Origin of the sequence: Pseudoalteromonas sp. NZS127, assembly GCF_015864805.1 — a bacterium.
Classification (GTDB): Bacteria; Pseudomonadota; Gammaproteobacteria; order Enterobacterales; family Alteromonadaceae; genus Pseudoalteromonas; species Pseudoalteromonas nigrifaciens.
In genome coordinates this window covers 57,206-83,563 of sequence record NZ_JADYWN010000016.1, presented here as the reverse complement: position 1 = coordinate 83,563, position 26,358 = coordinate 57,206, and the positions used below count along the sequence as shown (strand labels likewise).

Here is a 26,358-nt window from a genome sequence, read left to right as displayed (position 1 = left end):
CAGTAGTGAAACGAAACAGCGCCGATGATAGTGTAGCATTTGCTATGTGAAAGTAGGACATTGCCAGGCTCCAAATTGTAGAAAGCCCGAATTTAACGATTCGGGCTTTTTTACGTCTGCAGAAAAGTGAAGATGGGTGAATAATACACACTCAAGTCTCTCATGTAGGTCGGGAGAGCAACGTGACTACCGACGATAAAGAGCTTTAAAATAGCTAAGGAGACTGTAGCCTTTAACGAGTCGTTGTATTCTCAAGCTAGAAATTCATTTTTAAAATCATTTTGTTGCAATTTCACTGTTGGTTTAATAAGTGACCTGTGTAAAACTACTGAGGTTAATTCAGTAAATCAGGTGACATGAATGTCAAATATTAAAGCTTGGAAACTTATCAGCCTGTTTTGTTTGTTTGCGGTGCTTATGGGTTGCCAATCTAAAGAAGAGCAACTGCAAAAAACAATTCAAGAATCGATTAAAAAAGCGGAGGTTGAGCTATCACAGCTAGGTACTGCGCTTGATAATGGTAGTTTGCGAAATGCATTATTACTTAAAGAATACGGTGTTCAGCTTAAAAATCAGCAACCAGAACTTTCAAAAGTTGTTGATGTAATTACCCTTGACGCCACTCGTCAAGGTGCACTTTACAGTGGTTTAACACAGCGACTTAAAGATATTAAGGGCACCTACCTTATTCCTCCTTACGAAGATACTTTGCACAGTATTGATTTATTGCGCGAAGCTGCAAAGCCTACGCTATTCTCAGATGCGTTAACCGATCCTATTAATATGCTTGCGGATATGTCTAAAGGCAATTTAGCGCGTATTGGTGCTATTAGTCAGCAAGCTGAAGGCGCTGGAGTTGGTAACCAAATGGTGGGTAATCCTAATTATGGTAACTGGCAATCTAACAGCAATGGTACTAGCTTTTGGCAATGGTACGGTATGTATCGTATTTTAGGGGATGTATTTAATCGTGTTGAATATGGTAGCTGGAGCCGAGGTCGTAAATATAGTTATTACAATGACTACGGCCGTTCACGTTACTCAAGCCCAAAACAAATTAAAGCGCAGAGCACGCTAGAAACACGTACGCGTCAATCATATCAACGCCAAGGTAAGCAATTTACTAGCCCTTATGCGAGCAAAAAAACGGGGGCGTCAGGCTTAAGCCGAAGTAGCTACACACCACCTAAAAGTCGCAGTAGTTATTCTCGTTCGAGTAGTTACAGTAATAACTCGGGCTCAGTTCGTAACAGTGGTAGTAGAACCTCTCGTGGCGTGAGCCGTGGTAAGTAAAAGAATAAAGTTGGAGTTAGAGTAATATGTATGAATTTAATGGAATAACTATGTGGTCACTGCAAGCGCTGGCGATTGATTTTGCAATTATTGTTTTGCTGTTTGTGAGTCTTAAATATATTAAGGGTTGGGTATCTAACCTGCATGCTAATGATGAAATTACTGAGCGTGATAACTTTGCATTTGGTATTAGTTTTGCTGCGGGTTTAGTTGCATTGGCGATTGTGCTTACTGGTGTGAGCAGCGGTGCTTTTGCGGTGTCATTACAGCAAGAAGCTCTGCAAATGCTGGGCTATGGTGCACTGGCTATTTTACTCATTAAGCTTGGGCATTTCTTTCAAGATAAAGTTGCGCTACGTAAAGTGAGCTTACATAGCGAAATAGTTAAAGGTAACGTGACAGCGGCTGTTATCGACTTTGGCCACGTTGTTAGTGTCGCCATTGTAATTCGCTCGGCATTGCTCTGGGTGGCTACCGACGGCTGGCATGGTTTACCTATTGTGGTTGCAGCTTTTGTTATTGGTAGCCTAGTGTTGTTGGTAGTGAGCCAATATCGCGTACAGCTGTTTAAGCGCACCAATAAAAGTGGTGATTGCTTACAACAAGCAATTATTGATGGCAACTTAGCTGTGGGTATTCGTTATGCCGGTTTTTTAATTGGCAGCGCATTAGCCATTACCGCAGCAACGGGGATTGCGCCTTACGTAGCCGATAATATTAATGCGAGTTTGTTGTACTGGGCTATTAGTGCAGTAGTTAGTTTACTGGTATTTATTATTTTGCATTTAGTGACAATTAAAATAATTTTATCTGGCTGTGATATTTCAGATGAAGTGAACCGTCAAAAAAATGTGGGTGTAGCCGCGATTTCTGCAGCGTTATCATTTGCGGTAGGTATAACTATGGCAACACTATTAGGCGCATAATCGAGTGTCATCAACTATAAAAAGCCCAAGTAAATTTAGTTTACTTGGGCACGATATTTTACTTATTACCGTTATGGCTGTACTCGCAGGGTGTGGCCTTATTTATGAATACTTACTGTCTCATTATGCGGGGCGGGTACTTGGCTCAGTAGAAAGCGCTATTTATGCGATGATCGGCACTATGATAGTCGCAATGGGCATTGGCGCATTTTTAGCGCGTTGGTTTAAAGATGCATTTACCGCCTTTGCTTGGCTAGAAAGTATAATTGCTTTGATTGGCATGGGCTGTATTTTGGCCATTGCCGGCGTTATTGCTGTGAGTTATTCGCTGCCGCATATGTTTTCGAGTATTTTTAATTTGCCTCCCGACGTAGTACTCAATGGCTATGTATTTCAAAAGCTACAAGAGTGGTCGCGTTTTTTACCCTATGTATTTGGCCTTATACTTGGCTTGTTTATTGGTATGGAAATACCGCTTATCGCGCGTATTCGTCAGCATGTTTATGGTCGTTTTTTAGAGAATAACGCAGGAACAATTTATGGTGCCGACTATATAGGTGCCGGAATTGGCGCGGCTATTTGGGTTAGTATTATGTTGTCTATGCCCATAATGCAAGCAGCTGCGTGGACTGCGCTGTTTAATATAATTGCAGGGCTTGCCTTTTTATGGCGGTATCATACCTATGTACGCTTTGCAAAGCTGTTATTAGCGTGTCACCTGTTATTGCTAGTATTATTTGCGTTTATATTGGTATTAGGCAGTAGCTGGATGGATAACTTGAGCAATGTTTTATACAAAGACAAGGTTATTTATTCCCAAGCCACTAAATATCAACATGTGGTACTAACCGAGCGGTTAAGTAAAAATCAGCCACAGCCAATAACCGATTTATACTTAAATGGGCGCTTACAGTTTTCTAGTGTTGATGAGCAAATATATCATTCAATGTTAGTTTACCCGGCTATGTTGGCGTCAAATCGTCATGAGCGGGTACTGATCATTGGTGGTGGCGATGGGCTGGCACTTAGAGATGTTTTAAAGTGGCCGGTGAGCAAAGTAACCCTGATTGACCTTGATGGGCAATTGCTTAATTTGTTTGGCCATAAAGACGCTGAGTTTACTTCGCCTGAAGATATTAGCCAGCGGTTGTTAAGCCTTAATAGCAAATCTATGCATGATCCGCGTGCAGATATTATTGTTGGTGATGCCTTTTTAGAAGTTGAAAAGTTGCTCGACCAGGCAAAGCAATTTGATACTATTTTAATTGATTTACCGGACCCTAATCATCCCGATTTAAATAAAATGTATAGTGATTACTTTTATAATCATGTACGCCAATTACTAGCACCAGATGGAGCAATGGCGGTGCAGTCAACCTCGCCTTATCATGCTAAAAAAGCATTTTTAAGTATTGCTAAAACGGTTAAAGCGGCTGGATTTGAATATGTAGAACAGTATCAACAAAACATACCTTCATTTGGGCAATGGGGCTGGACTATAGCTACTAAAATGGGGCAATCGGCTAGTGGGCGAATTAACGATGTAACCGCAATGCCGATACCATCAAGGTGGATCAGTAAAGAATATTTACTGGCTAGTTTTATTTTTCCGAATAATTATTTTGAACATGTTAAAGATATTGAAGTCAATAGGTTAGGCTCTGGTCAACTGTACGATTATTACCGTACAGCATGGCAAATAGAAAGCGAGTTGTATAAAAACTAATAAAACATGGTTGACATAATATGTCGGCCATGAGAATCTTAACTCAGACATAATATGTCAAACGACAAAAGGCAGAGACATGGAATTAAATGAACTTTCAATAAAATTAGCTTCTTTTGAAACAGAAGGCGCTAACTTTGAGTCTTTCTTGATTGCTAATCCAGGTGAGCAAGATGTATTACAAGTCATTGTTGATGAAAATGATGAGCTTCCAATTTTTGTTACGCAAACACAAGAGCAGTTATTATGCATTAGCTACTTGTTTGACGAAGACGAAGTTAAGCAGGAATTACGTAACGAGTTAAACGAAACATTACTACGTTTAAACGTGCCAATTCCATTAAGTGCATTTGCTAAAATCGATAATAAATACGCGATTTTTGGTGCACTGTCGGTAAATTCATCATTAGATGACATTACCCACGAACTAGTGACATTAGCCGATAATGCTATTGATGCACTAGAAGCCGTGACCATGTATTTAAACGATTAGTAGCGATTTAGTGGAGTTAAGATTATGAGTATTTTAAAAAAATTATTTACAGCAGTACGTGGCGGCGCTCGCGAAGCAGGCGAAGCAATTGTAGATAAAAACGGTATCCGTATTTTTGAGCAAGAAATTGCAGACGCACAAAATGCTTTGCACCGTGCTAAAAAGAGCCTAACAGAAGTTATGGCGAAAGAAATGCAAACTAAGCGTAAAATTAGCGCTGTAGATGCTTCTATTGCTGAGCATGAAGCTTATGCTGGCCAAGCGCTGGAGAAAGGTAATGAAGCTTTAGCATTAGAAATTGCAGAAAAAATTGGCGAGTTTGAAGCTGAAAAAGCAGAGAACGAACAAGTATTATCTGGTTTTAGCAATCACATTGTAGCGCTTAAACAGCAAGTTAAAGAAGCTGAAAAGTCGATTAAAGAAAACCAACGCCAGCTAACTATGGTTAAAACCACAGAAAGCGTGCAACAAGCTACCATGGCTGTAAACAGCACATTAAACACTAACAGCTCGTCTATGACATCGGCTCGTCAATCGCTTGAGCGTATTAAGCAACGCCAGCAAGACCGTCAAGATCAGTTAGGTGCAGCTAAAGAGCTAGAAGCCGATGTAAACGGCGACGATTTAAAAGCGAAAATGGCAGAAGCCGGAATTGGTGACAGTAGTCCAAAAAGTGCTGATATTTTAGCGCGTATTAAAGCCAAGCAAAATAGCTAATAATTACGTTCATATTTTAAAAAGGTAACCAGGCTTTAGCTTAGTTACCTTTTTTGCTTAGAAGGCAGCCTTCCTATGTTTAATTTTTTCAAATCTAAAAAAGAGCCAGAGCGTCAGCTTAATCATGCCAGTGAGCTTAAAAAAGGTGACATGTTTACCGTCATCGATTCATTTGCTTATCCTGCGTGGTTAAAAGGGCAAACTCTTCGCGTTATTGATATACAAACTTATCAGTATCAACACAGTAGTGATACTGAGTTTGTGTTGGAAAGTGACAGCGGCCAAGTGGTATTTTTACAAATAGAGCAAGAAGATGGCGAGCAATGGGCTAACTTTTCTATAAAAGTACAACGTGATGAAGTAGAAGATATATTTGGCCTTGATCAGTTTGCGCGTATTTTTGATGAAGAGTCGTTAACGCATATCACAGTGCAAAATATACCAGAGCGTTTTACGCAGTTTTTAGCTAACAGCTATCAGCAAAGCGAATCGCCATTTGTGTGTTATTTTCATAATAAAGACTATCGCAATCAAGCTCTTCCACGTTATGAGCAAGAAGGTGGTGAGCTGTGTGAAATGATTTGTTTAGAGTCTGATGATAAAGGCTTTGGTTTAAATATTGAGATTTGGGATGGTGGCGAAACCGAAGTCTCGCTTACCTTAATGCGACCAATTACCGACATTGTTGACTTGTTTCCAGGAGACGCTAAGTGAGTGATGCTAAAGAAAAGTGGTTACGCCAAGAGCAGGCAGTGCGTGCCACGCAAATGGCATTTGATCTAAGTAGCGAAGTACAAAAGTCGATAAAAAAGCAAGCGATTGATCAAGAACTAACACCCTCAGATATGATCCGCAAAATACTTGGTTTAGATGTAAAGTCGAAAAAAACTCGACAGCGTTTATCGTTTAATTTAAACGACGATGAAATTGCACAGCTTGCAAGCCGTTTTGATGTACAAAGTGACGACAAGCGCGTTGTAAAGCAACGCGTTGCAGAACTTTTGATTGCTCATACAAAAAAAATTAAGTAGTTTTATGTTATAGACGCTATGCCCTTAAACTAAAACGATAAAATAACGAGTTGCCGTGAATATAATTTTAATTGCTTACTTACTAATTTTTGCATTATTTGGTACTGCGGCAAGCTACTTTGTGCGTTTTATTTATGCGTATTGGGTGCTTAACAAAATGCCAATGCACTATATTATTAAGGCGGGGATTTGTTTAGTAATGGTGGTAATTATTTCAGCGTTAATCCCATATTTAGGATAACGCTGAAATTAAATTGTTTGCAGCATTATTTTATTTCAAAAGGTTGGCATTGCTGATTAATACACAGTGATTGTACTTCAAGCACTGATGGGCAGTCAGTTAAGCCTTGTGCCTTATTTAGCGTGCTTTCTTGTGCTGTTATTTGCTGTGCAATCTGCTCAGCTTGTTCTTGTTGGGTATTAAGTGTTGAGTACACCGCATACTTACTTGGTCCACCGCACGCACGCGCACCTACTTCAAGCACTTTACATTGAAAGCTAGCTGTACAGCTATTGTTACTAACAATATCGTTAAGTTGACTATTAAGACTCGCTAAACTCGTTCCATGATCATTGCTTGACGATGTTGTGCTAGCACAGCCGCTCAGTAACAAAATACTAGTAGCAATACTTACAATTGATAGTTTAATTGCTGATGGCAAACAACTCATAACCTTATCCTTAAAATACACTTACTGCTGAGCCTTCAAGTTTAACACATTTATTTTCTACACACTGCGTGCTTGGCGCAGTTATATGCTGACAAATACTGACCATTTGATTTTGTGCATTATAGTTACTTTCAAAGGTAGTGATTTTTTTACTTAATGCAGTGACTTGCTCAGTTGTTGCTGTTGTCGTTGAATACACTACATAACTACTTGGGCCGCCACATGCTCGGCTACCTACAGCTTCTACTTGGCACTGCGTACTGCTATCACATTGTTTATTAGCAATGAGCGTATTTAATTCATTTTTAGCTGCTTTAATGTCATCAAGAGTAACTGCTTTCATGGCAGTATTTGATAGTTTTTCGGCTGGGGTATGTAATTCTGCTTTGTTACTTTTTTGCAGTTGTTGTAGTTTTTGCTGCGATGGCGCTGTTGTTTCGCTGGCAGTTGTTTTTTCTGTTTCTGCTACGGGGTTATCTAAACAAGCGGTTAAACACAGTGGTAAAAATATAGCTAGCAATGTAGTACGCATAACAAATCCTGATAGTGGTGAATTATTCACCACTATCATACACTGTGCATTTGTTACGGCAATAAAAACTCTATTATCAAGCAATTAAAGCCGTTATTAATTACTGTGAATATTTACAGCCCGCCTTGGGTTAACTTGCTGGGATTGAGTAGCTTTTCGAGCTCGCTGCGCGATAAGTCGGTTTCTTGCTCGGCAACATCAATAATTGGGCGAGCTTCTTTATATGCTTGCTTCGCTATTTTGGCTGCTTTTTCATAACCGATCACCGGGTTTAGCGCGGTTACTAAAATAGGGTTTTTAGCCAGTGCCTTATCAATATTTAGCTGATTTACTGTAAAGCTAGCAATGGCTTTATCTCCCAGTGCTTGGGCGCTATTGGCGAGTAACTCTATACTTTGTAAAATATTATAAGCAATTACCGGCAGCATTACATTTAGCTCAAAATTACCTGCTTGGCCGGCAACGGTAATTGTAGCGTCGTTACCAATTACTTGGGCGCTCACCATAGCTGCTGCTTCGGGGATCACAGGGTTTACTTTGCCGGGCATAATAGATGATCCGGGTTGTAGTGCTTCAAGCTCTATTTCACCTAAACCAGCTAATGGACCAGAGTTCATCCAGCGCAAGTCGTTGGCTATTTTCATTTGCGCTACAGCAAGTACTTTTAATTGCCCTGAAAGCGCGACAATGGCATCTTGCGAACCAATATTGTAAAAAAAGTTACTGCTAGGAGTAAATCGAATCCCTACGTTGGCACTGAGATTTTTAGCAAATAGCGGTGCAAATTGTGGATCGGCATTAATACCTGTTCCTACAGCGGTGCCACCTTGTGCTAGTTCGCAAACACGCTCTAGGCTATGCCTTATGCCAGCTGCAGCATGGTTAATTTGCGTTTGCCAGGCACTTAAAGTTTGCCCAAAAGTAACCGGCATAGCATCCATTAAATGAGTACGGCCTGTTTTTACTATAGCGCCAACTTCGGCTTTTTTATGTTCTAAATGCTGTGATAGTTTTTCTAGTGAAGGCAGTAATTCGTATACCACATTTATTGCGCTGCTCAGGGCAATGGCAGTAGGGATCACATCGTTAGAGCTTTGCCCCATGTTTACATCATCATTAGGATGAATACTTTCATCGCCTAGCCGGCTTGCTAAAGTGGCAATCACTTCATTGGCATTCATATTTGAGCTCGTACCCGAGCCAGTTTGAAATATATCGACCGGGAAATGCTCATAATGGCTACCATCAATAATTTCTTGGCATGCTTGCTCTATTGCTTTAGCTTTAGTTTTACTTAGGTGCCCAAGCTCAAAGTTGCTCTGCGCTGCAGCTTGTTTAATGTAAGCAAGGGCGGTTATAAACTGCTTAGGCATAGCTAAACCACTGATGGCAAAATTATTCACAGCGCGCTGAGTTTGCGCTTGATATAGTGCATTAGCAGGGACTTGTAGCTCGCCCATGCTGTCTGATTCTGTTCTAAACTGAGTCATAATATTTTTCCTCAAAAGGATTAAACCAGCGGCTGAGAATGCTAATTACGCACTCGCTTGGTAATTATTTATTGTAAGTAAACCTTGTACTCTATCTGTAGGCTGGCGTGGTAAATTACAAGGGGTATTTGATAATAATTATCATTACATCTTTGGCTGCGTGTTTCAATATAAAGAGCAATTATAAAAGTATAGATTAATTAACTGGCTTTAAAGCGTACATTAGCGCACGACAAAATACGCTAAATTTGCTTTACTGTTGCGCATCAGCCTTTAACCTTGAGAGTAAAAATGATCAAGCCATTCTCACAAGCGTGTGAAAATAATAAACAGCCTATTTTAGCGCAGTTAAAACCTGTGTTAGCGAATGCCAAAACGGTGCTCGAAGTAGGCTCAGGTACAGGTCAGCACAGCGTGTATTTTGCTCAGCAGTTGCCGCATTTACAATGGCATAGCAGCGACAGAGCGATTAATCATGAGGGTATTAATTTATGGCACCGCGAGGTTAATTTAACCAATTTACATGCTCCCCTTGAACTTGACTTAAACAATGCGTGGCCAATTGATAAAGTGGATGCTATTTACACGGCTAATACTTTTCATATTGTAAGCTGGCAACTAGTAGAGCATTTTTTTGCGGGTGTAAAACAGCATTTAAATGACCAAGGCATAGTATGCATTTACGGGCCATTTAAATATAAAGGCGAGTTTACTAGCCAAAGTAATAACGACTTTAATCGCTTTTTAATAGAGCGCGACCCACTTAGCGGTATTAGAGATTTTGCAGCAGTTGAGCTATTAGCAAAGCAAGCAGGGCTAACGTTACTAAGTGATATAGCCATGCCTGCTAATAATCAGTTACTGATTTTTAAACGGCAGTAATGCGCTGCATTGATCTTTATAAATATTAATATGCTGGCGTTCACGTTTTAAGTAATCGTTAATTGCGTTGCTAAAGTCATTATCAACTATATGGTGAGCTGAGTAGGTTAATACAGGGGCAAAACCGCGTGCTATTTTATGCTCACCTTGTGCCCCTGAATGAAAACAGCTGAGGTTATGCTTTATTGCAAACTCAATCCCTTGGTAATAGCATAGCTCAAAGTGCAGTGAATCTACCTCTTCGCTTGCCCCCCAATACCGCCCGTACAGTGTATCTGCTCCTATTAGGCTAAGGGTTGCGGCAATAATAGCGTCCTCTTTTTTGGCTAGCATAATGACTAGTTTGTCGGCCATTAGCGCATGTAAAAGCTTAAAAAAGGGCATGTTTAAATAGCCTAAGTGGCCAGAGCGTTTTAAATAAGTACGCTGATAAAATTCGCAAAATAACTGCATAATTTCAGGCGTAATTTGCGCCCCTTGCAGCCATTCAATAGTAATGTTTTGTTGAGTTATTTTGCTACGTTCTTTTTTTAGTGATTTGCGCTTACGTGAATTAAGCGTATTTAAAAAATCGTCAAAGCATGTAAAGCCTTTATTAAACCACTGAAATTGTACACCCACTCTAAGCATAGCGTGCTGCTGTGTGAGCTGTGTGAGCTGTGTGGCTTGGGCTAAGTTGCAAAAATTAACGTGCCAGCCAGACCAGCCTTGCTCTTTGCTGTGCAGGTTTAGTAACTCTGTGATGTATTTATACACTAAGCTAGGGTTACTGTGCTCTATAGCAATACGGCTACCTTCAATAGGGCAAAATGGCACACCGCATAGCCATTTAGGATAGTACCCTAAGCCATGTTTCTCGTATGCTTCTGCCCAGGCCCAATCAAACACATATTCACCGTAAGAGTGGCTTTTTAAATAGCCCGGTGCCAGCGCAATAATATTTTCGCCCTCAAAAATAGCTAAGTGATAAGGCTGCCAACCACTTTGTTGAGTAACACACTGACTTTGCTCTAATGCGTATAAAAAAGCATGTTGGGTAAATGGCTCGTCGCCAAACAAGCGTTGCCATTGCGCTCGCTCTATTTGATTAATACTACTAAACCATTGATGCGAAAATGTCGCCATTACTACTTACCTTGTGCGTGTTCTACGTTTTTTATAAAGGTGCTTATTTGTTTTTTAAGCTCAGGAAAAAAGGGGTTATAGGTTAATCGTTGTAAGGTGGGGTATTGCTTTAAGTTTGCAGCTGTACGTTCTCCAAATTGCGGCGTTTTTGTGGTTTTACAGGTTTTATATAACTTTTCGCCGCCAATAAAACTGCCGCAATTACGATAAGAGGCGTTAATACCATAATGCGGATTTTGTGGTGAGTTAACAATGGCAATATGCGATATACCATGGATTTTTAGACATGCCTCGCTGGCACACTGCGGATTTAATACTCTGTAATCGGCTGCAAAATTTGGGGGTAAAATAGTGCTGCTACCATAAAGTACTAGGGTATCGAGTTTTTTATAGCGACTTAAATTAGTATTATGTAATGCATTTAATAATTTAAGGGTGGCATGGCTATCAATTGTCGCGTCAATATCGCTTATTACGCTAAATATAGGCAATGCCAAAGCTGGGCGCTTACTTAAATTTTTAATGCTAACCAATGACATTGCATCATGTGAGGCTGCCGCAGCATTAAGTGGAAACGACTCATACTTGGCAAAATCAACATCGGCGTCTTTATCTATCCAATTTAAAAATGGGATTAAATCAAGCCATTTGGCCATCCAACCTTGTTTATTATGCGGCTCAGAGCCTGGTGAAAACAACATAAGCGCCGTTATTTTTGATGAAAGCGCTTGCGTGATTGCATAGTCTATAAGTAGTGCCGCCCCCGTAGAGTAGCCCCCTAAAATAACCTCATCAAAGTCTTGTGCTGTGCGCTCTATAGCGTAACGCACAGCTTGCTGCCATTGCTGTAGGTCTACATCTTGTAACGCACTAGCAGCACTGCCGTGGCCGGGTAATAAAATAGTGCGTACGGTATAACCTTGCTGGTAATACACTTGGGCTAAATCGTGATAGGTAAAAGGAGAATCGGTAAGACCGTGCACGAGTAATACCGCTTTTTTACTTTGTGGGTGTATTAACTCAAAGGGAGCAATAATATCGGCAATAGTGGGATTAGGCTTACGGGTGCCTTGAATAACTAGTTGCTGATACGTTTGAGTAAACACAGGACATGGCATAGCAGCGCGAGGATTAGCTACGCTAATATACTGATACGCATGATTTAGGTAGCTGTTAAAAGGGGCACGTGCTTGGTAATCAAAATACGCTTGGTAGTGCTCCTTTGTATAGCGTAATAGGCCTTGTTGTTTACTCTTTTTAATAAACTCAAAATCGTTTGCCTGGGTAATACAATTTTCAGCGACAGCTAAGTGAGGCAAAAAGCTAAGCATACAAGTTAAAAATATTTTTAAAAACACACTATTATTGTTCATAAACCACTGCATATTGAGCAAGACACTCGGTTAGCTTAATTAGTTCAAGCGGTTTTGCAAGGTGTTGATTAAAACCAACCGCCTGAGCGTGTGCTTTGTCTTCGGGCATAACGTCGGCAGTTAAGGCAACAATTGGCAGTTCCTCAGCCGTTTTAAATTGTCTGATCAGGGCCGTTGCTCTATAGCCATCCATTACTGGCATTTGGCAATCCATAAGCACTAAATCAAAATGCTGTTTTTTTATAATATTAACTGCAAGCTCACCATTTTCAACAACCTGTGGCACAATTTTTAGTGAACCAAGCATGGCTTTTATAACCATTTGATTAACTGGATTATCTTCGGCCACTAAAATCTTTAAAGCGGCTATATTAGTATTATCTGTAGGTTTTATAAGGGGTTTTTGCGCTTTAACCGTCTCTATTTCTAATGTAAATGTAAAAGTAGAGCCTTTATCAAGCTCGCTATGTAGCGCTATATTTGCATTCATCAACACACTAAGCTCTTTGGCTATGGCTAACCCAAGGCCGGTGCCACCAAACTGTCGAGAAGTAGAGTTATCGGCTTGAGTAAATGCATTAAATAACTTTTCATGTTGTGTTGCTTTTATACCTATTCCGGTATCAATAACCGCAATTGTTAGCTGTGCTTTATTGGGCGCAATAAGCTGCGTATCTACATTTAAAGTAACACTGCCAGTGTTAGTAAATTTAATAGCGTTACTGCATAAATTAAGCATTATTTGCTCTAATCGCATAGGATCGCCAACAAACCAAGTGTCTTTAGGGATGTTGCTCTTTATTTTCCACACAATTGCTTTGCTTGCAGCGCTTTGTTCAAACATAGTATTAATGCGCTGAATAAGGGCGGTTAAATCAAATGGAATGCGTTCAAGCACTAGCCGTTTTGATTCAATTTTAGATATATCGAGAATATCGTTTATCAAATTTAATAAGCTTTTAGATGATGAATTTATTTTATCTAAATAATCAATTAGGGTATAGGCATCGTCTTCTTTACGGGCAAGCGAAGAAAAGCCAATAACAGCATTTAGTGGCGTACGTATTTCATGGCTCATATTAGCTAAAAATTGACTCTTAGCCCGGTTAGCTAAATCAGATTGCTTTTTTGCTTGTGCTAATGAATAAGTACGCTCTGCCACTTGGCGGGTAAGTGCAATTTGCTGCTGATTAAACAGCAATAAAATCAATAAAATTAATGAACATACAATTACTTGAAGTATCAGCAGCAGCAAGGTGAGTTGATTATTATGTTGGGCTAAAAAAGCATCTTTAAGTGCCAGTTTTACTATCCATTGTTGCCCACCAAAATCGACATTAAACGATATTAGCTTACTGCCTTGTGCAACATTAAGATTGTTTGAGTTACTGTAAAATGCAGGTTTGTTTATATCTTCATAAATAGCAATCGAAAACATTTTAGACTGCTGCTCAGTAATGGCCTGCTTAATAATTTGAGGGACTAAAAATACGCCTGTGGCATAGCCTTTAATGGTTTCTTTTTCATTGGATTGAGAATATACAGGCGCAAATAATAAATAAGCAGCATCAGAGTGCTCAGTTTGTACGAGTTGAATTATTTTAGTTCCCACTGGCTGATACTTTATTGCGGGATTAAGTAAGGATGCTTTGCGATCTGGGTTTGAATAGATATTAAATCCAATGGCTTTTTGGTTGCTATTAAACGGTGTTATATATTTTACAATAACGAGTGGATCGTTTGGCTCTAAAGGCTCACCAACAACATCATAATGTAAGTTATAAATACTTGAAATTTCTTGAGAGAATGCTTGGCGTTGATGAGATGGGATTTTTACATTCCATGATAAGGCTTTTATAAATGAGTGCTTAGCAAGCAGGGTGTTGGCGTATTGATTAAAGTTTTGCTGGCTTAATGTTGGCGATGACTGAATTTGGCTAGCTAAACTTTGCACCGCAATAATGCTGCGATTAGTGTAGCGGTACAGGCTGTTTTCTATCACTTGTACTTCGCGCTCAGCAATTTTTATCGCATTAATACGGCTTTCGCTATCGTATAATTGTGTGGTAGCCGCTACTGATACAAATAAAATACAACATACCGAAAGTGTCGGTAGCACCGAAATATTATAGTTATCAGACTTATCTGGCAGTAATGAAAGTAAAAATGGAGTGGCAATTAACACCCCTAAAATATCACCTAACCACCAGTAGGTCGTGTTTTTCCAGTGGTTATCTACACTGTACATTGTATTAAATTGGCTTAGTGCAAACACGCCAAAATTAGCCGAAATTAAACTGACTAAAACACCAACAACAACAATAAAATAAATAATGTTTTGGCGTTTTTTAAGGCGCAGAGGGTGCCCTAACCAAAATTTTAATATTGCGGCACCAACCATGCCCTGCAGCACCACCCCAAAGGCAATATACATAGCCTCGTTTAATGAATTTCCGACCAATACCATTTCATGAGTTGTATTAGTAAAAAAATTTAAATTAAATGCGAGAGCCGCTAAAAATAGCGCAGGAATAAATCGCCACCACCACACAAAGCAGCCAACTAAGGCTATACCAGCGGGTAACCAAACAGGAATAATTTGCGAGTTAAAGGTTAGCTTGGTAAGTATTACTCCTACAAAAAAATAGGCTAAAGCAAAAGCAATGTAAAAAACACTAGAGTAATACTTGGAGTTAAAATTTTTCACATAAATCCCTGTACAAGTAATATTCCCAATTGAAAATATCAGTATAGCTAACAGTAAGTTATTTGCGGTATTTTTTACAATGGTAATTGTTTTTTGCTAAAAGACTGCTTTAACACCACGGTTGATTCTATATTAGCGATACAGCTTAAGCTCCCTAATTGATGCTTAACAAACTGCTCATAGCTTTCTAAATCATGCGCAATTATTTTTAGTAAATAGTCGTAACTTCCCGATATTACCGAACACTCTAGCACATGGGTGAGCTTTTCTACGTGTTGCTCAAATTGCAGGGCAGCACTGGCCGAATTTTGATTTAAACGTACAAATGCATACACCAAAACGTTTAGTTTAAGTGCCTTAGGGTTAATAGCAGCGTGGTAGCCGGTAATGATGTTAGCTTGTTCTAGCTTTTTAATTCGTCTAAGGCAGGGCGTATCTGAGAGGCTAATATGACTGGCAAGATCTGCAACAGACATTCTAGCGTTGGTTTGTAAGGCTATGAGCAATTGCTGATCTTTTTTATCGAGCATATATAGATTCTTATTAATTATTTTTATATTTGTAGTGATTATTGCTAATGATGTTAATAATTACTAATTTTTTTAGCGCTTTACCCTCATTAAACTCTGTTAGCATTTAGTGATAACTATAATAACAGGAAACCATAATGAGCACCCATACAGCCATTTTCGATCGATGGATAAGAGGCTCCTTCCCACAGATAAACAGCGAGCTTGAGCAACTTTACTGGCAACAAGATGATAAAGCCAATGTAGAGGGAATAGGAGAGCCTTTAAAGCAGCAGTTAAAAGATGAAGGTAACGCGCTAATAAGTAACTTATTAGCGGAGGGGAATACCGATGAGGGGTTTGATAGCGCGTTTGATTTACTCGGTAATGTAGGACTTTTTATGGCGGCGTGTCGTCGCCATGAAATTACCGAACCAAGCCGTGAGACCACATCGCCACTGGTAGAGGCGTCGGCATTAGCAATGCACATAGGTGCTTCTATTGGAGTAACGCCACGCTTTGCGACCGCTCATTTAACCACCCACAATAAAGCGTTAAATGGCACGTATAAACGCTTTACTAATTTACCCGACGAAAAACTATTTATTGATTACAACACCCAAGGTATTTTGGCATATAAACGCGCCAGCGATGCATTATTAAAAATATTGCCATTAGGTATTTCTCACCCCACCTGTGCCGAGCTATTAAAAGTTGCAAAACAAGCATTAATAGATGTAATTGAATCGAATAATGCACTTTATACTCAGCTAGACACCGAGCGCTTTTTTAATTGTGTGCGCCCTTATTATAAACCGCATCGAGTAGGTAATGAGATATACAGAGGTGCTAATGCGGGAGATTTTGCCGGCATAAACGTTATCGATATGCTACTTGGGCTGTGTAGTGCCAACGAGCCAAGTTATTCACAAATGCTGGTGGATAAATTTTTATATATGATGCCAGAAGATCAGCAAATATTGCGCGAAGCAATGCGTATGCAAAGCTTTATGGATGACTTTTTACAGGCGCAGCAATATAAAGACAGTGACTGGTTTAAATACCACGCAAAGTTATTTATTCAGGTGTGTAAGCTACATGGTGACACCGCAATCGGTCATCACAATCAATTGGTCGAAAAATTTATTGCGCAACCGTCAAAGCAAATGCAGCAGCAACATATGAGTAAAGTAACGGCCAGTGGCCCACCATTACATGTTTTGCTCGATTCGTTAGAAAAACTCCGTGATAAACGTGCCAGTGCCAAGCGCGACGATATAAAAACACGTTACGACGATATAAACTTGCTAAAACAGTGGATTAAATAAGATGAATCAACACGATTTTTGTATGGCCGAAGGCTGTTATTTATTAAGCCACTCAGTAGGGCGTCCACTGAAAAATAGTCAGCAGCATTTAGCAGCGCATTATTTTTCGCCGTGGGAATCGTCAAATAAAGAACCTTGGCAGCAATGGTTACCTGCAGTAGAGCAATTTAATGCCGCGTTAGGGCAGTTATTTAATGCACCTAGCGAGCAATTTTGTCCGCAAGTTAACTTATCCAGCGGTTTAACTAAGTTGTTAATGTCGCATCCGCGATTACAGCAAAAAAATTGCAAAGTATTAATGGCACAAAGTGACTTTCCAAGTATGGGCTTTGCGATGCAAAAAGCTTTGCCAAAATGTGCGCAAATAACATTTATTCCAGAGCATGAAAACTTAACCGATATTACCGTTTGGCAGCGTTATTTAACGGATAACATAGATTTAGTTTTTATCAGTCACGTATATTCAAATACAGGGGTGCAAGCCCCTGTGCACGATATTGTTGCTTTGAGTAAAAAAACGAATAGCTTATCAATCATTGACGTTGCGCAATCTGCAGGGATTATACCGCTTGATTTAACCGCTTTAAATGCTGACTTTATGATTGGCTCTAGCGTTAAATGGCTATGTGGCGGCCCTGGCGCTGCTTACTTATGGGTTAACCCGCAACAAATAGCTATTTGCGAGCCTAAAGATGTTGGCTGGTTTTCTCATCAAACCCCCTTTGAGTTTGATATAAATCACTTTGTTTATAACAAGGGAGCGCTTAAATTTTGGGGCGGTACTCCCTCAGTTGTACCTTATATTATTGCAGCCAATAGTATTGCCTATTTTGCCGCATTGGGAATTGATAAGGTTAGATCACATAACTTAGCAATACTTGCGCTTATTCAGCAACAGCTGGGTAAATATGTTGTGTCACCCACGCTGCAGCATCAATGCAGTGGTACTGCTATTTTAAACTTTAACATGCAGCAACAACATGTATTAAATGAGCTTAATAATGCAGGGATTAGTGTGGATGCCAGAAAGCTTGGTATACGAGTTTCACCGCATGTATATAACAGCGCCGATGCAGTACACAAATTTATAGCAGTTATAAAAAAGGCGATTAAGGTTGCTGACTAAGCTGCTCTTTTTGCTGATTTAACGCCTCTATTTGTTGCTGTGCTTGCCCAATTAAAGCATCGTATGATTGTTTTAGGGCTGATGTTTTAGTGGCAATCGCATTGGCAATAGAGGAAGCCCCTAAACGATTTGCTTTATCTTGCGTCATGTAATCAATTTGCTGTTTTTTTTCTGTATATTGCTGCTGATATTGTTTAATAGCCAGTTGGTAGCGTTTTATATCGCGATTAATTTGCTGCGTTTTTAAGTAATCATCAACAGAGGTATCTGTAATTTTACTGTTTGTAGGTGTGTTGCTATAGGCTTTGGTTACATTAACATTTCTCAGCGTAATGGCTTGTGCGTTTAGAGCGCAGGGCAGCTGACTAAATGTAGGAACTCCTTTAATAACGCATTTATACACAGTAATGTTTTCTGCCAAGCTAAAGGTTGGCGCGGTTAAGCAAATTGATAGCAATATAACCCGGATCATAGTTAAACCTAAATTGGCTTAAAGTTAAGCTAATCATGCCCTAAGTTATAGTTTGGTACAATTTGTTTAGTTTTATAAATTTTAGGCACAAAAAAACCACAATTAAGTGGTTTAAATTAAGTATGGTCCAGAGGGAGGGATAGACTTGCTTACATCCATGTAATCAATCGCTACGCGACGCTTGCAGCGGCCCAAAATGTTCCAGACATTTTGTTGAACCCTGTCGAGGGATCTCACCCTCCCAATTTAGTATTGGTGTTAAATTTTAGGCACAAAAAAACCACAATTAAGTGGTTTAAATTAAGTATGGTGGAGAGGGAGGGATTCGAACCCTCGATAGAGCTACAAACTCTATACTCCCTTAGCAGGGGAGCTCCTTCGGCCACTCGGACACCTCTCCAACGCATAACCGTTTTTTTATTGATGGAAGTAAAAATTAAAGCCACCAATATAAATGTGGTGGAGAGATAGGGATTTGAACCCTAGATAGGCTACAAACCTATGCCGGTTTTCAAGACCGGTGCATTCGACCACTCTGCCATCTCTCCGTGACGCAGAATAATACTTAGGTCATACGCATGTGTAAATAGCAAAAAGACTGTTTGCTTAAAATTTAGGCTAAAATGAGGTTTTTTTTGTAAATAAGGGGAAATAAAGACAATTTTAGTAAAATTAAATAGGTTGCAGCAAGCAGTGGGAGCTAAATAAGAAGCTTTATTTAGTGGTTGGGTGCTTGCTGCACCGTATAAATAGTCATGGTTGTGTGACTATTTATATTGAGCTGTGCTACCAAGAGCGAGTCTTTTACCGAAGCGATTAAGCTTTGCTAACATTTTAGCTTTACGATTTGTTGGTTTAACTGCAATGTGGGTAGCAGCTGTTTCATTTAATGTGTTAATTGGGTTCATTACTTAACTCCGAGTTGTGGTTGGTGAAAACGGGGGCATTCTGCCTCTTAATTGTTTAAAAATAAAGCGATAAAAATTGAGCCCGAAGCATTAGTTATTTTAATCCGAATGGGTTTTATTAACCTGCCGTTCACTTGGTGGGTTTGGGTGTTTTTGCATTTTTATTCACGCCGTTAGTTTTTAAATCCCTTTTGTTGTGGGGTCTCTGTATTTGTTTTTATTTTTAATGCGATAAAAGCAGGATTTTTTGGTTATTTATTCAGATTAAATTATTTTAATTAAATGATTTTTTATGCTGTTTAATTAGTGTTTATAAAATTAACTTTATGAGCGTTAAAAAATTATCAGTAAAGTGCTAAAAAAAGTTGGTGTAATGCACTTTATATTTGCATTGCTTGGATGAGTTACCATTTTTTTTAGCAAAATGGTGTTTTTAATAAAGTTGCTATTACTAGGTGTTATAACGAGCACTTGGCTGCCATTTTTATATTAACCAATAAAAAAGCGCCTACTTTACAGTAGGCGCTTTTGCGTTAGTTGCGTTAATAACGCGTCTAACTGGGGACGGAGCCTCTTCTAGCAACCGCTCTGTTTGCTAAAAAGGCATTAATTCGTTTTGTTGGGGTAAGCACTATGGCGTTACCAAGTAGTACCAAGCTAAACCCTGCAAAGGTATTTGCGTGCCATTCAAAGCCTTCATAAAAGCTGCTTAGTGTTACCGCAACTAAAGGAAACAGGACGATGACATAGCTGGCTTTTTCGGGGCCAATATTTTTTAACAGTGCAAAGTAACAAGCAAAGGCGATTACAGTGCCAAAAATAGATAAGTACAATAACGACAGCCAATAGCTAGTAGGTGCAGTGAAATTAAATTGCACGTCGCTCATAAATACATATAAGGCTAAGCCAATGGCACTGTATAACATGCCCCAAGCATTACCTTGTAACACACCAATTTGTTTGCGTGAATTACGTACACTTACCATGTTTCCTAATGAAGCCACAAAGGTGCCGCCAAGAGCAAGTAGTAACCCGACGAATGCACTGTTACTCAAGTTGAGTTGCTGTAATTGTGGCCAAAACAGGCAGGTGATACCTAAAATGGCAAGTACAGCACCGGTATAAATTCGTTTTGAAATAGGTTTGCCAAAAAATAATCGGGTATTAACTATATTCATTACTAATAGCATTGAAAAAGCAATCGAGGTCATTGCAGAGCTAAGATGATTTTGTGCCCAGTAAAGCATTAAGTAATTTAGGCCAAAGTTAAACAGGGCCAATAACACGAAAAAACCATGATCGACTAAATTAAATCGCATCTTGGGTTTTTTGTATGCCACATATAACCACATTAATAATGCCGCGATTGCAAAACGATAAAATAGCGATAGTTCAACAGCAATATCGCCTAGCTGAAACTCTATGGCCAACCAGGTTGAGCCCCAAATTAAAACAGTTGTTATATATAGTGCTGCACTTTTCAATACTGCTCTCCAAAGTCGATTAAGCTGCTATTTTAAAGCTTATCTGTATACTTGCTATATACAGAAAATGAAATATGTAACCTATACAGATTGAGGGCGTGATGATTTTAAAAGCGGTTAGCCATCAGGGGCATGAGTTTTTGTACCAGCAAGTTATTCAGCTGATCAGGGATATGAGTGCTCAACAGGCTTTATTGCCCTCAGAAAAGCTGCCGTCATTACGTAAAATGGCTAGCAACCTTAATATAAGTATTCCTACGGTAAAGCAGGCCTATCAAGCGCTAGAAGATCAGGGGGTTATAGAGGCACGCGAAAAGTCAGGCTACTTTTTAAAAGCCGTTAACATGGCAAGCAGCTTACCAAAACGGGTTAAGTTAAGCCGCGAGCCCGTGATTGTAAACAAGCAGGCGCTGATTGAGCAGGTATACACAGCCATTCATCAGGCCCATGTGGTGCCTTTTGGAGTAGCTAACCCGGTTGCTGCGGCACCAACCGATAAAGCCTTAGCCAGAAATATGCGCCGAGTAATGACACTTGCCGGTAGTAGCGCTATTAATTACGGGCCACTGGATGGTTATGCACCGTTAAAAAAGCAGCTTATTCATCGCTATTTAGACTTTGGCATTGGTATTAATATGGATGAAATGGTGATCACTAATGGTGCGCAAGAAGCACTGGCAATTGCACTCAAATGCGTAACTAAGCCCGGTGATGTAGTGGCCATAGAGAGCCCTTGTTATCACGGAATTATAGAGTTAATAGAAAGTTTAGGCCTTAAAGCACTAGAAATACCTTTATGCCCAGATAATGGTATTTGGCTAAACGATTTAGCGCAGGCGCTTAATGAGCACGATATTAAAGCGTGTTTATTTTCTACGGCTATTAGTAATCCGGTTGGTAGTTTTATGCCAGATGAAAATCGAGAACAACTGGTGGAACTAGTTGAAAGCCATAACGTAGTGCTCATTGAAGATGACGTATATGGTGACCTATACTTTACACCCAAACGAGGTACACCGGCTATAGCGTATTCCAAAAAAGGCTTGGTGCTAAGTTGTTCGTCTTTTTCTAAAACGGCTGCCCCTAGTTATCGAGTTGGTTGGCTTATTGCGGGAAAATTTGCAGGGCAAGCTAGGCGTTATAAAAGAGCATTGAGTTGTTCTACCTCACTAATTAATCAATGGACGTTATCAGAATTTGTTTTTAGCGGTGAATACGACCGTAATTTAAAAGTACTTAGGCAGCGTTTACGCACTAATAAAGAGCATATGCGACGTTGCTTACAGCAAGCTATGCCAAAAGGTACACGGATCAGCGATCCACAAGGTGGCTGTGTTATTTGGTTAGACTTAGGCAGCGAGTATGATAGCCAAAAGCTATTTTTATTAGCGCTTGAGGTAGGTATAAGCATTACTCCAGGGTTGATATTTTCAGCTTCAAATAAATACAAAAGCTGTATAAGGCTAAGTTATGGTGTGCAGTGGAGTGAGCAAATAGAGCAAGCAATTGTCACACTGGGTAAACTTACCTTACTAGCAAAAAAAGTAGCCTAATTTAAGGGGGATCAACAGCTTGTAACAAGTTTTGCGGCACAATAAAAAACAGCCGTTAAGTTAAGCGTAACGGCTGCAAAGGGATGTTAAATAATCACCTAAGTGAAGTTTGCAAACTAGTTTTGTTTAAAGCTAAATAATTGGTAACCTTTAAGTTCAGGTACTTGGACTACTAACTGCTCTTCTTGTTTAGCTATATTGGCAAAATTTTCGCATAAGGCATTGGCACGCTTTTCGAGCGCATCGGCATGCTGCTCTACTTTTTCTTCTATTTGCGTACCCATGTTTTCCATACGTTGCTCAAAGGCTTGCATGTCGCCTCCTGAGCCAAGTAATTCAGAACCTAAAGCAACTAAAATACTCCCCATAGATTGCATTACAGCCGACTCAACAGCGCTCTCTATTTGTTGTTCGAACTGCTGCTCAAAGTTTTCACCAAATTGATTAAAACTTTGCTGGCCCATAACAAAGGTGTCTTGTTGATAAAAAGTATTTTGTACTTCAAGTTTAATGTCGTCCATTAACGATGAGATATTATCGAGGCCATCAATATTAAAAGCATTAGCAACTTCTTGCAGTGCAACACCGGCAATTTTAACGCCTTCTAAGGCTATATCTGCTACTTCGGGTAATTGCGTGCGTAAACTATCTGAATATTGAGTTAGCGCCTTTTGCTGGGAATGATTAAGCGCTACCGATTCACCATTAATGGTTAAATTGCCATTGGTATTAAATTGCATAGTTTGCTTATTGGCGGTAAAAATCTCTAGTTCGTCAGGCTTAATACGTACATCATTTTTAAATTCTACATTACATTGCTCATTATTAAATGACACTGTTGAATCGTTATCATTATGCGCCATAACGGCAGGTGCACATATTAAAGTGCTCACTAATAGTAATTTTTTCATATTTATTCTCAGTTTTTTATTGATGATAAATAAGTAATAACAAGTTTAGTGCCAATGTTTTTTTATTATATTAAACAATAAGTTGGTTTTATTTGTGTTATTAACCATAGCAAGGGTTTATTATAAAAAAACTATTTTTTAGTCAAATTGGCTAAAGCTAGAGCAATAATTAATTTTATTTATCGATACGATAAAAAACTCTCACTTTCCATAAAGCTAATTTAGCGCTATTTATTCACAGTATTGACATGAAGGCTATTTAAGATAGCTACATGGCTTTATTTTGGCGCTAAACTGCATTGCACTTTATGTGTCGAACATTTTAATTTTACCAATTATTGCGATTATAAAATCCTTGGTTGGTCTCAAACACTTTATGGAGTGGGTTGTGGGTAAGACATTTAGTTACGATGCGCTAGATGACGATTTTGTTGAAGACGAGTACGAAATGCTCGGGCGTAATCAGCACGATAAGAACAAGCAAAAGGTTAAGAAAAAGTTGGAAGACTACCTTGAGCAAAAGCGCTTGCGTAAAAACCTAGGCGAAGACGATTTAAGCGATTACACCGATTAAATTGCGCTAGTATAACTAAAGTACCAATGTGAATTAGACTCTAAATGTACGCTTTTATGTATGTTTAAATTTTGATTAGATTGGCAATAAAGAGGCTGTGTGCCTCTTTATTACTTTTAAGCGGCGTTACTTATTACTTTGTTGCAGTGCTTTTTGAATGGTGAGCTCTAGCTTTTCTGGCTTGGTAAAGGGTGCATAGCGTTTAATTGGTGAGCCGTCTGCTGCGATTAAAAACTTAGTAAAGTTCCACTTTATTTTGCGAGTTAAAAAGCCAGGTTGTGTCGATTTCAAATAACGAAATACCGGATGAGCATGCTCTCCGTTTACCTCTACTTTAGCGGCCATTAAAAAATTAACCCCGTAGTTTATTAAACATCCTTGCTCTATCTGCTGTGCATCTCCCGGTTCTTGCTGATTAAACTGATTACACGGAAATCCTAAAATTACTAAGCCTTGGCTAGCATATTTATTATGCAAAGCCTGTAATGACTCGTACTGGTAGGTAAAGCCGCACTTGCTTGCCGTGTTTACAATAAGCACGACTTTACCAGCAAACTCGCTAAAATTAATGGTGTTACCTTGTAAACTGGTGGCGCTTAACTGATGAAACTTGTGCATTATTTATGCTTTACCTTATATTTTTTGATGCTCAATCTACTCTTTTAAGTACATTGCTTAATATGGTTGTTGTATATATTAAGGTTGTTTTTAATTTAAAATTAAAAACAACCCCATACCCGCAATCGTAGTGTAATAAATATTATGGGTTTTATAAGCCACAATAATAGCGACTATAGCCGCACTTAAATAAGGGTTTTGCCAATGTAAATTAATGCCATCATCGTTTAAAAATACAATAGGTACCCAAATAGCCGTAAGTACCGCTGGTGCACTAAAACTTAAAAATTGTTGCATTTTAGGCCCAACTTTAAAGGGTAAAGCGCGGTGCAAAAATAAGTAACGGGTAAAAAAGGTAATACAGGCCATTAGTAAAATAGTGGTCATCATAAGTTGCGCTCCTTTTTAGCAGTTATTCTTGCTGTAAAGTATCCTGCGCTCATAGCCAGTAATGCAGAGCTCACCAGCCATAACTCAAATCCGGTACTTTTAAACAGTGTAGCGCTAGTGCCAGCTACTATAACTGTAACGAGTGAGGCGAGACTTTTAATACCCGGAATAACTAAAGCTATAAATGTAGCGGCTATAGCAAAGTCGAGGCCTAAATGGGTTAAATCGGGGAGCATAGTACCAGCAACAATGCCTATAAACGTCCATAAATTCCATGCAATATAAAAGCTAAAGCCGGCGCTAAGTGCGTAAATTAAACGTATTTTTGTACGATAGGCTTTAGGGTGGTGCGAAAATGCAAATAACTCATCGGTCAATACAAAGCTTACCGGTAGACGCCAGCGCAAAGGTTGCTCAATTACTTTATGACGTACCGCTAAGCCATATAAAAAATGCCGAGAGCTAATTATAAAGGTAGTAAATAAAATGGTGAGTAGTGGCGTATTTCCCGCAATTAACTCAATAGCGACAAGCTGCGCAGAGCCAGCAAATACTAATAACGACATCGCTTGAGTTTCAAGGGCAGTAAAGCCATTTTGAATAGCCAGTGAGCCACAGAGTATTCCCCAAGGGATCACCGCCAAACAAAGCGGTAACATATCAACAAAGCCTTTTAAAATTGCACGCGATGGTCTGTTCATTTGCAGAAATATTAGCCAGTAAAATTAATTGCTTAAGTGTGCCATAAAGCATGCTTTAAATAATAGGTTTAATGCAAATCTAAACAAATTTTGAAATAATGAAACAATAACTTAATTAGCGAGATAACTAATGTTTAAAGTAAAAGTATGGGATGGCTTTGTCAGAAGCTTTCACTGGTTATTAGTGTTTAGTATTGCAGTGCTCTATTTTAGCATTGAAGAAGGTATGATTGAACTGCACTTTATTGCTGGTTTTTTTACCTTGGCACTTGTTTTAACGCGGTTAATATGGGGGCTTATAGGTAGTAAAACAGCTAGGTTAAGCGCGTTAATACACTCACCGCAAGCGGTAATAGCATCACTTAAAACTAATAAAAACCCGCTTGGGCATTCTGCGCCAGGTAGCTATATGGTGCTGTTGTTTTTTATACTTATTATTACGCAGCTCGTTAGTGGTTTAATGAGTAGTGATGGTATTTTAACGGATGGGCCATTAGCGCAGTACGTGTCGAGCAGTACAGTTGATTTTGCTAATTGGTTACATAGTTTAAACTTTGATATTTTACTTTATGCTATTGGTTTGCATGTTTTAGCAATTGTATTTTATAAGATTAAAGGCAAGCCTTTAGTTAAGGCGATGATCATCGGAACGAAGCAGCAGCCAAATGAAAAACCAGCAATACTTACTAAAGCACCTTGGTTAGCATGGATAGTATTTTTAATATTGCTTGTAGTGCTTATGACCACCTGGGGCAGCGAGCCACTTAGTTATTTACTTAACTTGGGTTAAAAGTAAAAAAGCGCCTATTTAAATCCGG

At 39.2% G+C, this 26,358-nt stretch carries 28 protein-coding genes and 2 tRNA genes; 14 read left to right on the top strand and 16 right to left on the bottom strand.

What is annotated here, in order from left to right; all coding sequences use genetic code 11:
- Positions 1-360: 360 nt before the first annotated feature.
- The 8 genes from I6E78_RS14245 to I6E78_RS14210 all read left to right on the top strand — a co-directional run bounded on the left by I6E78_RS14245 (position 361) and on the right by I6E78_RS14210 (position 6,427).
- Positions 361-1,293, top strand: coding sequence for a hypothetical protein (locus tag I6E78_RS14245; RefSeq protein WP_058372248.1), 933 nt, complete (start codon positions 361-363; stop codon positions 1,291-1,293).
- A gap of 26 nt (positions 1,294-1,319) precedes the next feature.
- Positions 1,320-2,219, top strand: coding sequence for a DUF350 domain-containing protein (locus I6E78_RS14240; RefSeq protein ID WP_058372249.1), 900 nt, complete (start codon positions 1,320-1,322; stop codon positions 2,217-2,219).
- A gap of 4 nt (positions 2,220-2,223) precedes the next feature.
- The gene (locus I6E78_RS14235; RefSeq protein ID WP_197182753.1) at positions 2,224-3,945 is read left to right on the top strand and encodes a polyamine aminopropyltransferase; all 1,722 of its coding nucleotides are present in this window, start codon (positions 2,224-2,226) and stop codon (positions 3,943-3,945) included.
- 79 nt (positions 3,946-4,024) lie between these two features.
- The gene (locus tag I6E78_RS14230; RefSeq protein ID WP_058372251.1) at positions 4,025-4,438 is read left to right on the top strand and encodes a YjfI family protein; all 414 of its coding nucleotides are present in this window, start codon (positions 4,025-4,027) and stop codon (positions 4,436-4,438) included.
- Between the two features lie 24 nt (positions 4,439-4,462).
- On the top strand, positions 4,463-5,155 hold the full coding sequence (locus I6E78_RS14225) for a PspA/IM30 family protein (RefSeq protein ID WP_011326770.1): 693 nt from the start codon (positions 4,463-4,465) through the stop codon (positions 5,153-5,155).
- Between the two features lie 75 nt (positions 5,156-5,230).
- Positions 5,231-5,869 (top strand): DUF4178 domain-containing protein, encoded by a 639-nt coding sequence (locus I6E78_RS14220; protein ID WP_197182752.1) that lies wholly within the window; start codon positions 5,231-5,233, stop codon positions 5,867-5,869.
- Positions 5,866-6,186 (top strand): hypothetical protein, encoded by a 321-nt coding sequence (locus I6E78_RS14215; RefSeq protein ID WP_041454305.1) that lies wholly within the window; start codon positions 5,866-5,868, stop codon positions 6,184-6,186. Before I6E78_RS14220 ends, I6E78_RS14215 begins: the two co-directional genes overlap by 4 nt.
- A 55-nt stretch (positions 6,187-6,241) precedes the next feature.
- The gene (locus I6E78_RS14210) at positions 6,242-6,427 is read left to right on the top strand and encodes a hypothetical protein (protein WP_011326773.1); all 186 of its coding nucleotides are present in this window, start codon (positions 6,242-6,244) and stop codon (positions 6,425-6,427) included.
- Positions 6,428-6,452: 25 nt separating this feature from the next.
- On the opposite strand, the gene I6E78_RS14205 is transcribed toward I6E78_RS14210, so the two are convergent.
- The 3 genes from I6E78_RS14205 to I6E78_RS14195 form a co-directional block, all read right to left on the bottom strand.
- Positions 6,453-6,857 carry a hypothetical protein gene (locus tag I6E78_RS14205; RefSeq protein ID WP_197182751.1) on the bottom strand — a complete coding sequence of 135 codons (405 nt, stop codon included), beginning with the start codon at positions 6,855-6,857 and terminating at the stop codon, positions 6,453-6,455.
- A 10-nt stretch (positions 6,858-6,867) separates the two neighbouring features.
- Positions 6,868-7,389, bottom strand: a complete 522-nt coding sequence (locus I6E78_RS14200; RefSeq protein WP_197182750.1) for a hypothetical protein — start codon at positions 7,387-7,389, stop codon at positions 6,868-6,870.
- 113 nt (positions 7,390-7,502) lie between these two features.
- Positions 7,503-8,879 carry a class II fumarate hydratase gene (locus I6E78_RS14195; RefSeq protein ID WP_011326776.1) on the bottom strand — a complete coding sequence of 459 codons (1,377 nt, stop codon included), beginning with the start codon at positions 8,877-8,879 and terminating at the stop codon, positions 7,503-7,505.
- Positions 8,880-9,170: 291 nt separating this feature from the next.
- Here I6E78_RS14195 and I6E78_RS14190 point away from each other — a divergent pair, with 291 nt between their 5' ends.
- Positions 9,171-9,761 (top strand): DUF938 domain-containing protein, encoded by a 591-nt coding sequence (locus I6E78_RS14190; protein ID WP_197182749.1) that lies wholly within the window; start codon positions 9,171-9,173, stop codon positions 9,759-9,761.
- On the opposite strand, the gene I6E78_RS14185 is transcribed toward I6E78_RS14190, so the two are convergent.
- The 4 genes from I6E78_RS14185 to I6E78_RS14170 form a co-directional block, all read right to left on the bottom strand.
- Positions 9,738-10,886 carry a GNAT family N-acetyltransferase gene (locus tag I6E78_RS14185; RefSeq protein WP_197182748.1) on the bottom strand — a complete coding sequence of 383 codons (1,149 nt, stop codon included), beginning with the start codon at positions 10,884-10,886 and terminating at the stop codon, positions 9,738-9,740. The genes I6E78_RS14190 and I6E78_RS14185 overlap by 24 nt on opposite strands.
- Positions 10,887-10,888: 2 nt before the next feature.
- The gene (locus I6E78_RS14180; protein ID WP_197182747.1) at positions 10,889-12,259 is read right to left on the bottom strand and encodes an alpha/beta hydrolase; all 1,371 of its coding nucleotides are present in this window, start codon (positions 12,257-12,259) and stop codon (positions 10,889-10,891) included.
- Positions 12,249-14,966 (bottom strand): ATP-binding protein, encoded by a 2,718-nt coding sequence (locus I6E78_RS14175; protein ID WP_197182746.1) that lies wholly within the window; start codon positions 14,964-14,966, stop codon positions 12,249-12,251. The genes I6E78_RS14180 and I6E78_RS14175 overlap by 11 nt, the downstream gene beginning before the upstream one ends.
- A 74-nt stretch (positions 14,967-15,040) precedes the next feature.
- Positions 15,041-15,496: an Lrp/AsnC family transcriptional regulator gene (locus tag I6E78_RS14170; RefSeq protein WP_058372259.1), complete on the bottom strand. Its 456-nt coding sequence runs from the start codon at positions 15,494-15,496 to the stop codon at positions 15,041-15,043.
- A gap of 137 nt (positions 15,497-15,633) precedes the next feature.
- On the opposite strand from I6E78_RS14170, the gene I6E78_RS14165 reads away from it, so the two are divergent.
- Positions 15,634-16,803: a PrnB family protein gene (locus tag I6E78_RS14165; protein WP_197182745.1), complete on the top strand. Its 1,170-nt coding sequence runs from the start codon at positions 15,634-15,636 to the stop codon at positions 16,801-16,803.
- 1 nt (position 16,804) lies between these two features.
- A complete protein-coding gene (locus I6E78_RS14160; RefSeq protein WP_197182744.1) occupies positions 16,805-17,929 on the top strand; it encodes an aminotransferase class V-fold PLP-dependent enzyme in 1,125 nt (374 codons plus the stop codon).
- Here I6E78_RS14160 and I6E78_RS14155 read toward each other — a convergent pair.
- From I6E78_RS14155 to I6E78_RS14135, 5 genes are all read right to left on the bottom strand, one after another.
- Positions 17,913-18,401, bottom strand: coding sequence for an RNA-binding protein (locus I6E78_RS14155; RefSeq protein WP_197182743.1), 489 nt, complete (start codon positions 18,399-18,401; stop codon positions 17,913-17,915). The genes I6E78_RS14160 and I6E78_RS14155 overlap by 17 nt on opposite strands.
- Positions 18,402-18,708: 307 nt before the next feature.
- Positions 18,709-18,801, bottom strand: a tRNA-Ser gene (locus tag I6E78_RS14150).
- A gap of 57 nt (positions 18,802-18,858) precedes the next feature.
- A tRNA-Ser gene (locus I6E78_RS14145) sits at positions 18,859-18,949 on the bottom strand.
- Positions 18,950-19,168: 219 nt separating this feature from the next.
- Complete coding sequence (locus I6E78_RS14140) at positions 19,169-19,309, bottom strand: hypothetical protein (protein WP_167376929.1); 141 nt, start codon at positions 19,307-19,309, stop codon at positions 19,169-19,171.
- 554 nt (positions 19,310-19,863) lie between these two features.
- The gene (locus I6E78_RS14135) at positions 19,864-20,793 is read right to left on the bottom strand and encodes a DMT family transporter (protein WP_058372263.1); all 930 of its coding nucleotides are present in this window, start codon (positions 20,791-20,793) and stop codon (positions 19,864-19,866) included.
- Between the two features lie 101 nt (positions 20,794-20,894).
- Here I6E78_RS14135 and I6E78_RS14130 point away from each other — a divergent pair, with 101 nt between their 5' ends.
- A complete protein-coding gene (locus I6E78_RS14130; RefSeq protein ID WP_220485809.1) occupies positions 20,895-22,346 on the top strand; it encodes an aminotransferase-like domain-containing protein in 1,452 nt (483 codons plus the stop codon).
- 116 nt (positions 22,347-22,462) lie between these two features.
- Here the strand turns inward: I6E78_RS14130 and I6E78_RS14125 are convergent, their stop codons facing one another.
- On the bottom strand, positions 22,463-23,257 hold the full coding sequence (locus tag I6E78_RS14125; protein WP_197182742.1) for a YggN family protein: 795 nt from the start codon (positions 23,255-23,257) through the stop codon (positions 22,463-22,465).
- A gap of 388 nt (positions 23,258-23,645) precedes the next feature.
- Between I6E78_RS14125 and I6E78_RS14120 the strand changes: the two genes are divergently transcribed.
- On the top strand, positions 23,646-23,831 hold the full coding sequence (locus tag I6E78_RS14120; protein WP_007579801.1) for a PA3496 family putative envelope integrity protein: 186 nt from the start codon (positions 23,646-23,648) through the stop codon (positions 23,829-23,831).
- Between the two features lie 126 nt (positions 23,832-23,957).
- On the opposite strand, the gene I6E78_RS14115 is transcribed toward I6E78_RS14120, so the two are convergent.
- The 3 genes from I6E78_RS14115 to I6E78_RS14105 form a co-directional block, all read right to left on the bottom strand.
- Positions 23,958-24,449 carry a glutathione peroxidase gene (locus I6E78_RS14115; RefSeq protein WP_011326789.1) on the bottom strand — a complete coding sequence of 164 codons (492 nt, stop codon included), beginning with the start codon at positions 24,447-24,449 and terminating at the stop codon, positions 23,958-23,960.
- Positions 24,450-24,539: 90 nt separating this feature from the next.
- Positions 24,540-24,839 (bottom strand): AzlD domain-containing protein, encoded by a 300-nt coding sequence (locus I6E78_RS14110; protein ID WP_058372265.1) that lies wholly within the window; start codon positions 24,837-24,839, stop codon positions 24,540-24,542.
- Positions 24,836-25,540, bottom strand: a complete 705-nt coding sequence (locus tag I6E78_RS14105) for an AzlC family ABC transporter permease (protein ID WP_197182741.1) — start codon at positions 25,538-25,540, stop codon at positions 24,836-24,838. Before I6E78_RS14105 ends, I6E78_RS14110 begins: the two co-directional genes overlap by 4 nt.
- A 130-nt stretch (positions 25,541-25,670) precedes the next feature.
- On the opposite strand from I6E78_RS14105, the gene I6E78_RS14100 reads away from it, so the two are divergent.
- Positions 25,671-26,330 carry a cytochrome b/b6 domain-containing protein gene (locus I6E78_RS14100; protein ID WP_197182740.1) on the top strand — a complete coding sequence of 220 codons (660 nt, stop codon included), beginning with the start codon at positions 25,671-25,673 and terminating at the stop codon, positions 26,328-26,330.
- The last annotated feature ends 28 nt before the right edge of the window (positions 26,331-26,358 follow it).

Bases quoted from the DNA above. Each gene is read 5' to 3' on its own strand.
- I6E78_RS14115 (WP_011326789.1), bottom strand. From the start codon at position 24,449: ATGCACAAGTTTCATCAGTTAAGCGCCACCAGTTTACAAGGTAACACC.
- I6E78_RS14205 (WP_197182751.1), bottom strand. From the start codon at position 6,857: ATGAGTTGTTTGCCATCAGCAATTAAACTATCAATTGTAAGTATTGCT.
- I6E78_RS14105 (WP_197182741.1), bottom strand. From the start codon at position 25,540: ATGAACAGACCATCGCGTGCAATTTTAAAAGGCTTTGTTGATATGTTA.
- I6E78_RS14195 (WP_011326776.1), bottom strand. From the start codon at position 8,879: ATGACTCAGTTTAGAACAGAATCAGACAGCATGGGCGAGCTACAAGTC.
- I6E78_RS14155 (WP_197182743.1), bottom strand. From the start codon at position 18,401: ATGATCCGGGTTATATTGCTATCAATTTGCTTAACCGCGCCAACCTTT.
- I6E78_RS14240 (WP_058372249.1), top strand. From the start codon at position 1,320: ATGTATGAATTTAATGGAATAACTATGTGGTCACTGCAAGCGCTGGCG.
- I6E78_RS14230 (WP_058372251.1), top strand. From the start codon at position 4,025: ATGGAATTAAATGAACTTTCAATAAAATTAGCTTCTTTTGAAACAGAA.
- I6E78_RS14130 (WP_220485809.1), top strand. From the start codon at position 20,895: ATGATTTTAAAAGCGGTTAGCCATCAGGGGCATGAGTTTTTGTACCAG.
- I6E78_RS14220 (WP_197182752.1), top strand. From the start codon at position 5,231: ATGTTTAATTTTTTCAAATCTAAAAAAGAGCCAGAGCGTCAGCTTAAT.
- I6E78_RS14170 (WP_058372259.1), bottom strand. From the start codon at position 15,496: ATGCTCGATAAAAAAGATCAGCAATTGCTCATAGCCTTACAAACCAAC.
- I6E78_RS14200 (WP_197182750.1), bottom strand. From the start codon at position 7,389: ATGCGTACTACATTGCTAGCTATATTTTTACCACTGTGTTTAACCGCT.
- I6E78_RS14225 (WP_011326770.1), top strand. From the start codon at position 4,463: ATGAGTATTTTAAAAAAATTATTTACAGCAGTACGTGGCGGCGCTCGC.
- I6E78_RS14190 (WP_197182749.1), top strand. From the start codon at position 9,171: ATGATCAAGCCATTCTCACAAGCGTGTGAAAATAATAAACAGCCTATT.
- I6E78_RS14185 (WP_197182748.1), bottom strand. From the start codon at position 10,886: ATGGCGACATTTTCGCATCAATGGTTTAGTAGTATTAATCAAATAGAG.
- I6E78_RS14110 (WP_058372265.1), bottom strand. From the start codon at position 24,839: ATGATGACCACTATTTTACTAATGGCCTGTATTACCTTTTTTACCCGT.
- I6E78_RS14180 (WP_197182747.1), bottom strand. From the start codon at position 12,259: ATGAACAATAATAGTGTGTTTTTAAAAATATTTTTAACTTGTATGCTT.
- I6E78_RS14245 (WP_058372248.1), top strand. From the start codon at position 361: ATGTCAAATATTAAAGCTTGGAAACTTATCAGCCTGTTTTGTTTGTTT.
- I6E78_RS14125 (WP_197182742.1), bottom strand. From the start codon at position 23,257: ATGAAAAAATTACTATTAGTGAGCACTTTAATATGTGCACCTGCCGTT.
- I6E78_RS14160 (WP_197182744.1), top strand. From the start codon at position 16,805: ATGAATCAACACGATTTTTGTATGGCCGAAGGCTGTTATTTATTAAGC.
- I6E78_RS14140 (WP_167376929.1), bottom strand. From the start codon at position 19,309: ATGAACCCAATTAACACATTAAATGAAACAGCTGCTACCCACATTGCA.
- I6E78_RS14100 (WP_197182740.1), top strand. From the start codon at position 25,671: ATGTTTAAAGTAAAAGTATGGGATGGCTTTGTCAGAAGCTTTCACTGG.
- I6E78_RS14165 (WP_197182745.1), top strand. From the start codon at position 15,634: ATGAGCACCCATACAGCCATTTTCGATCGATGGATAAGAGGCTCCTTC.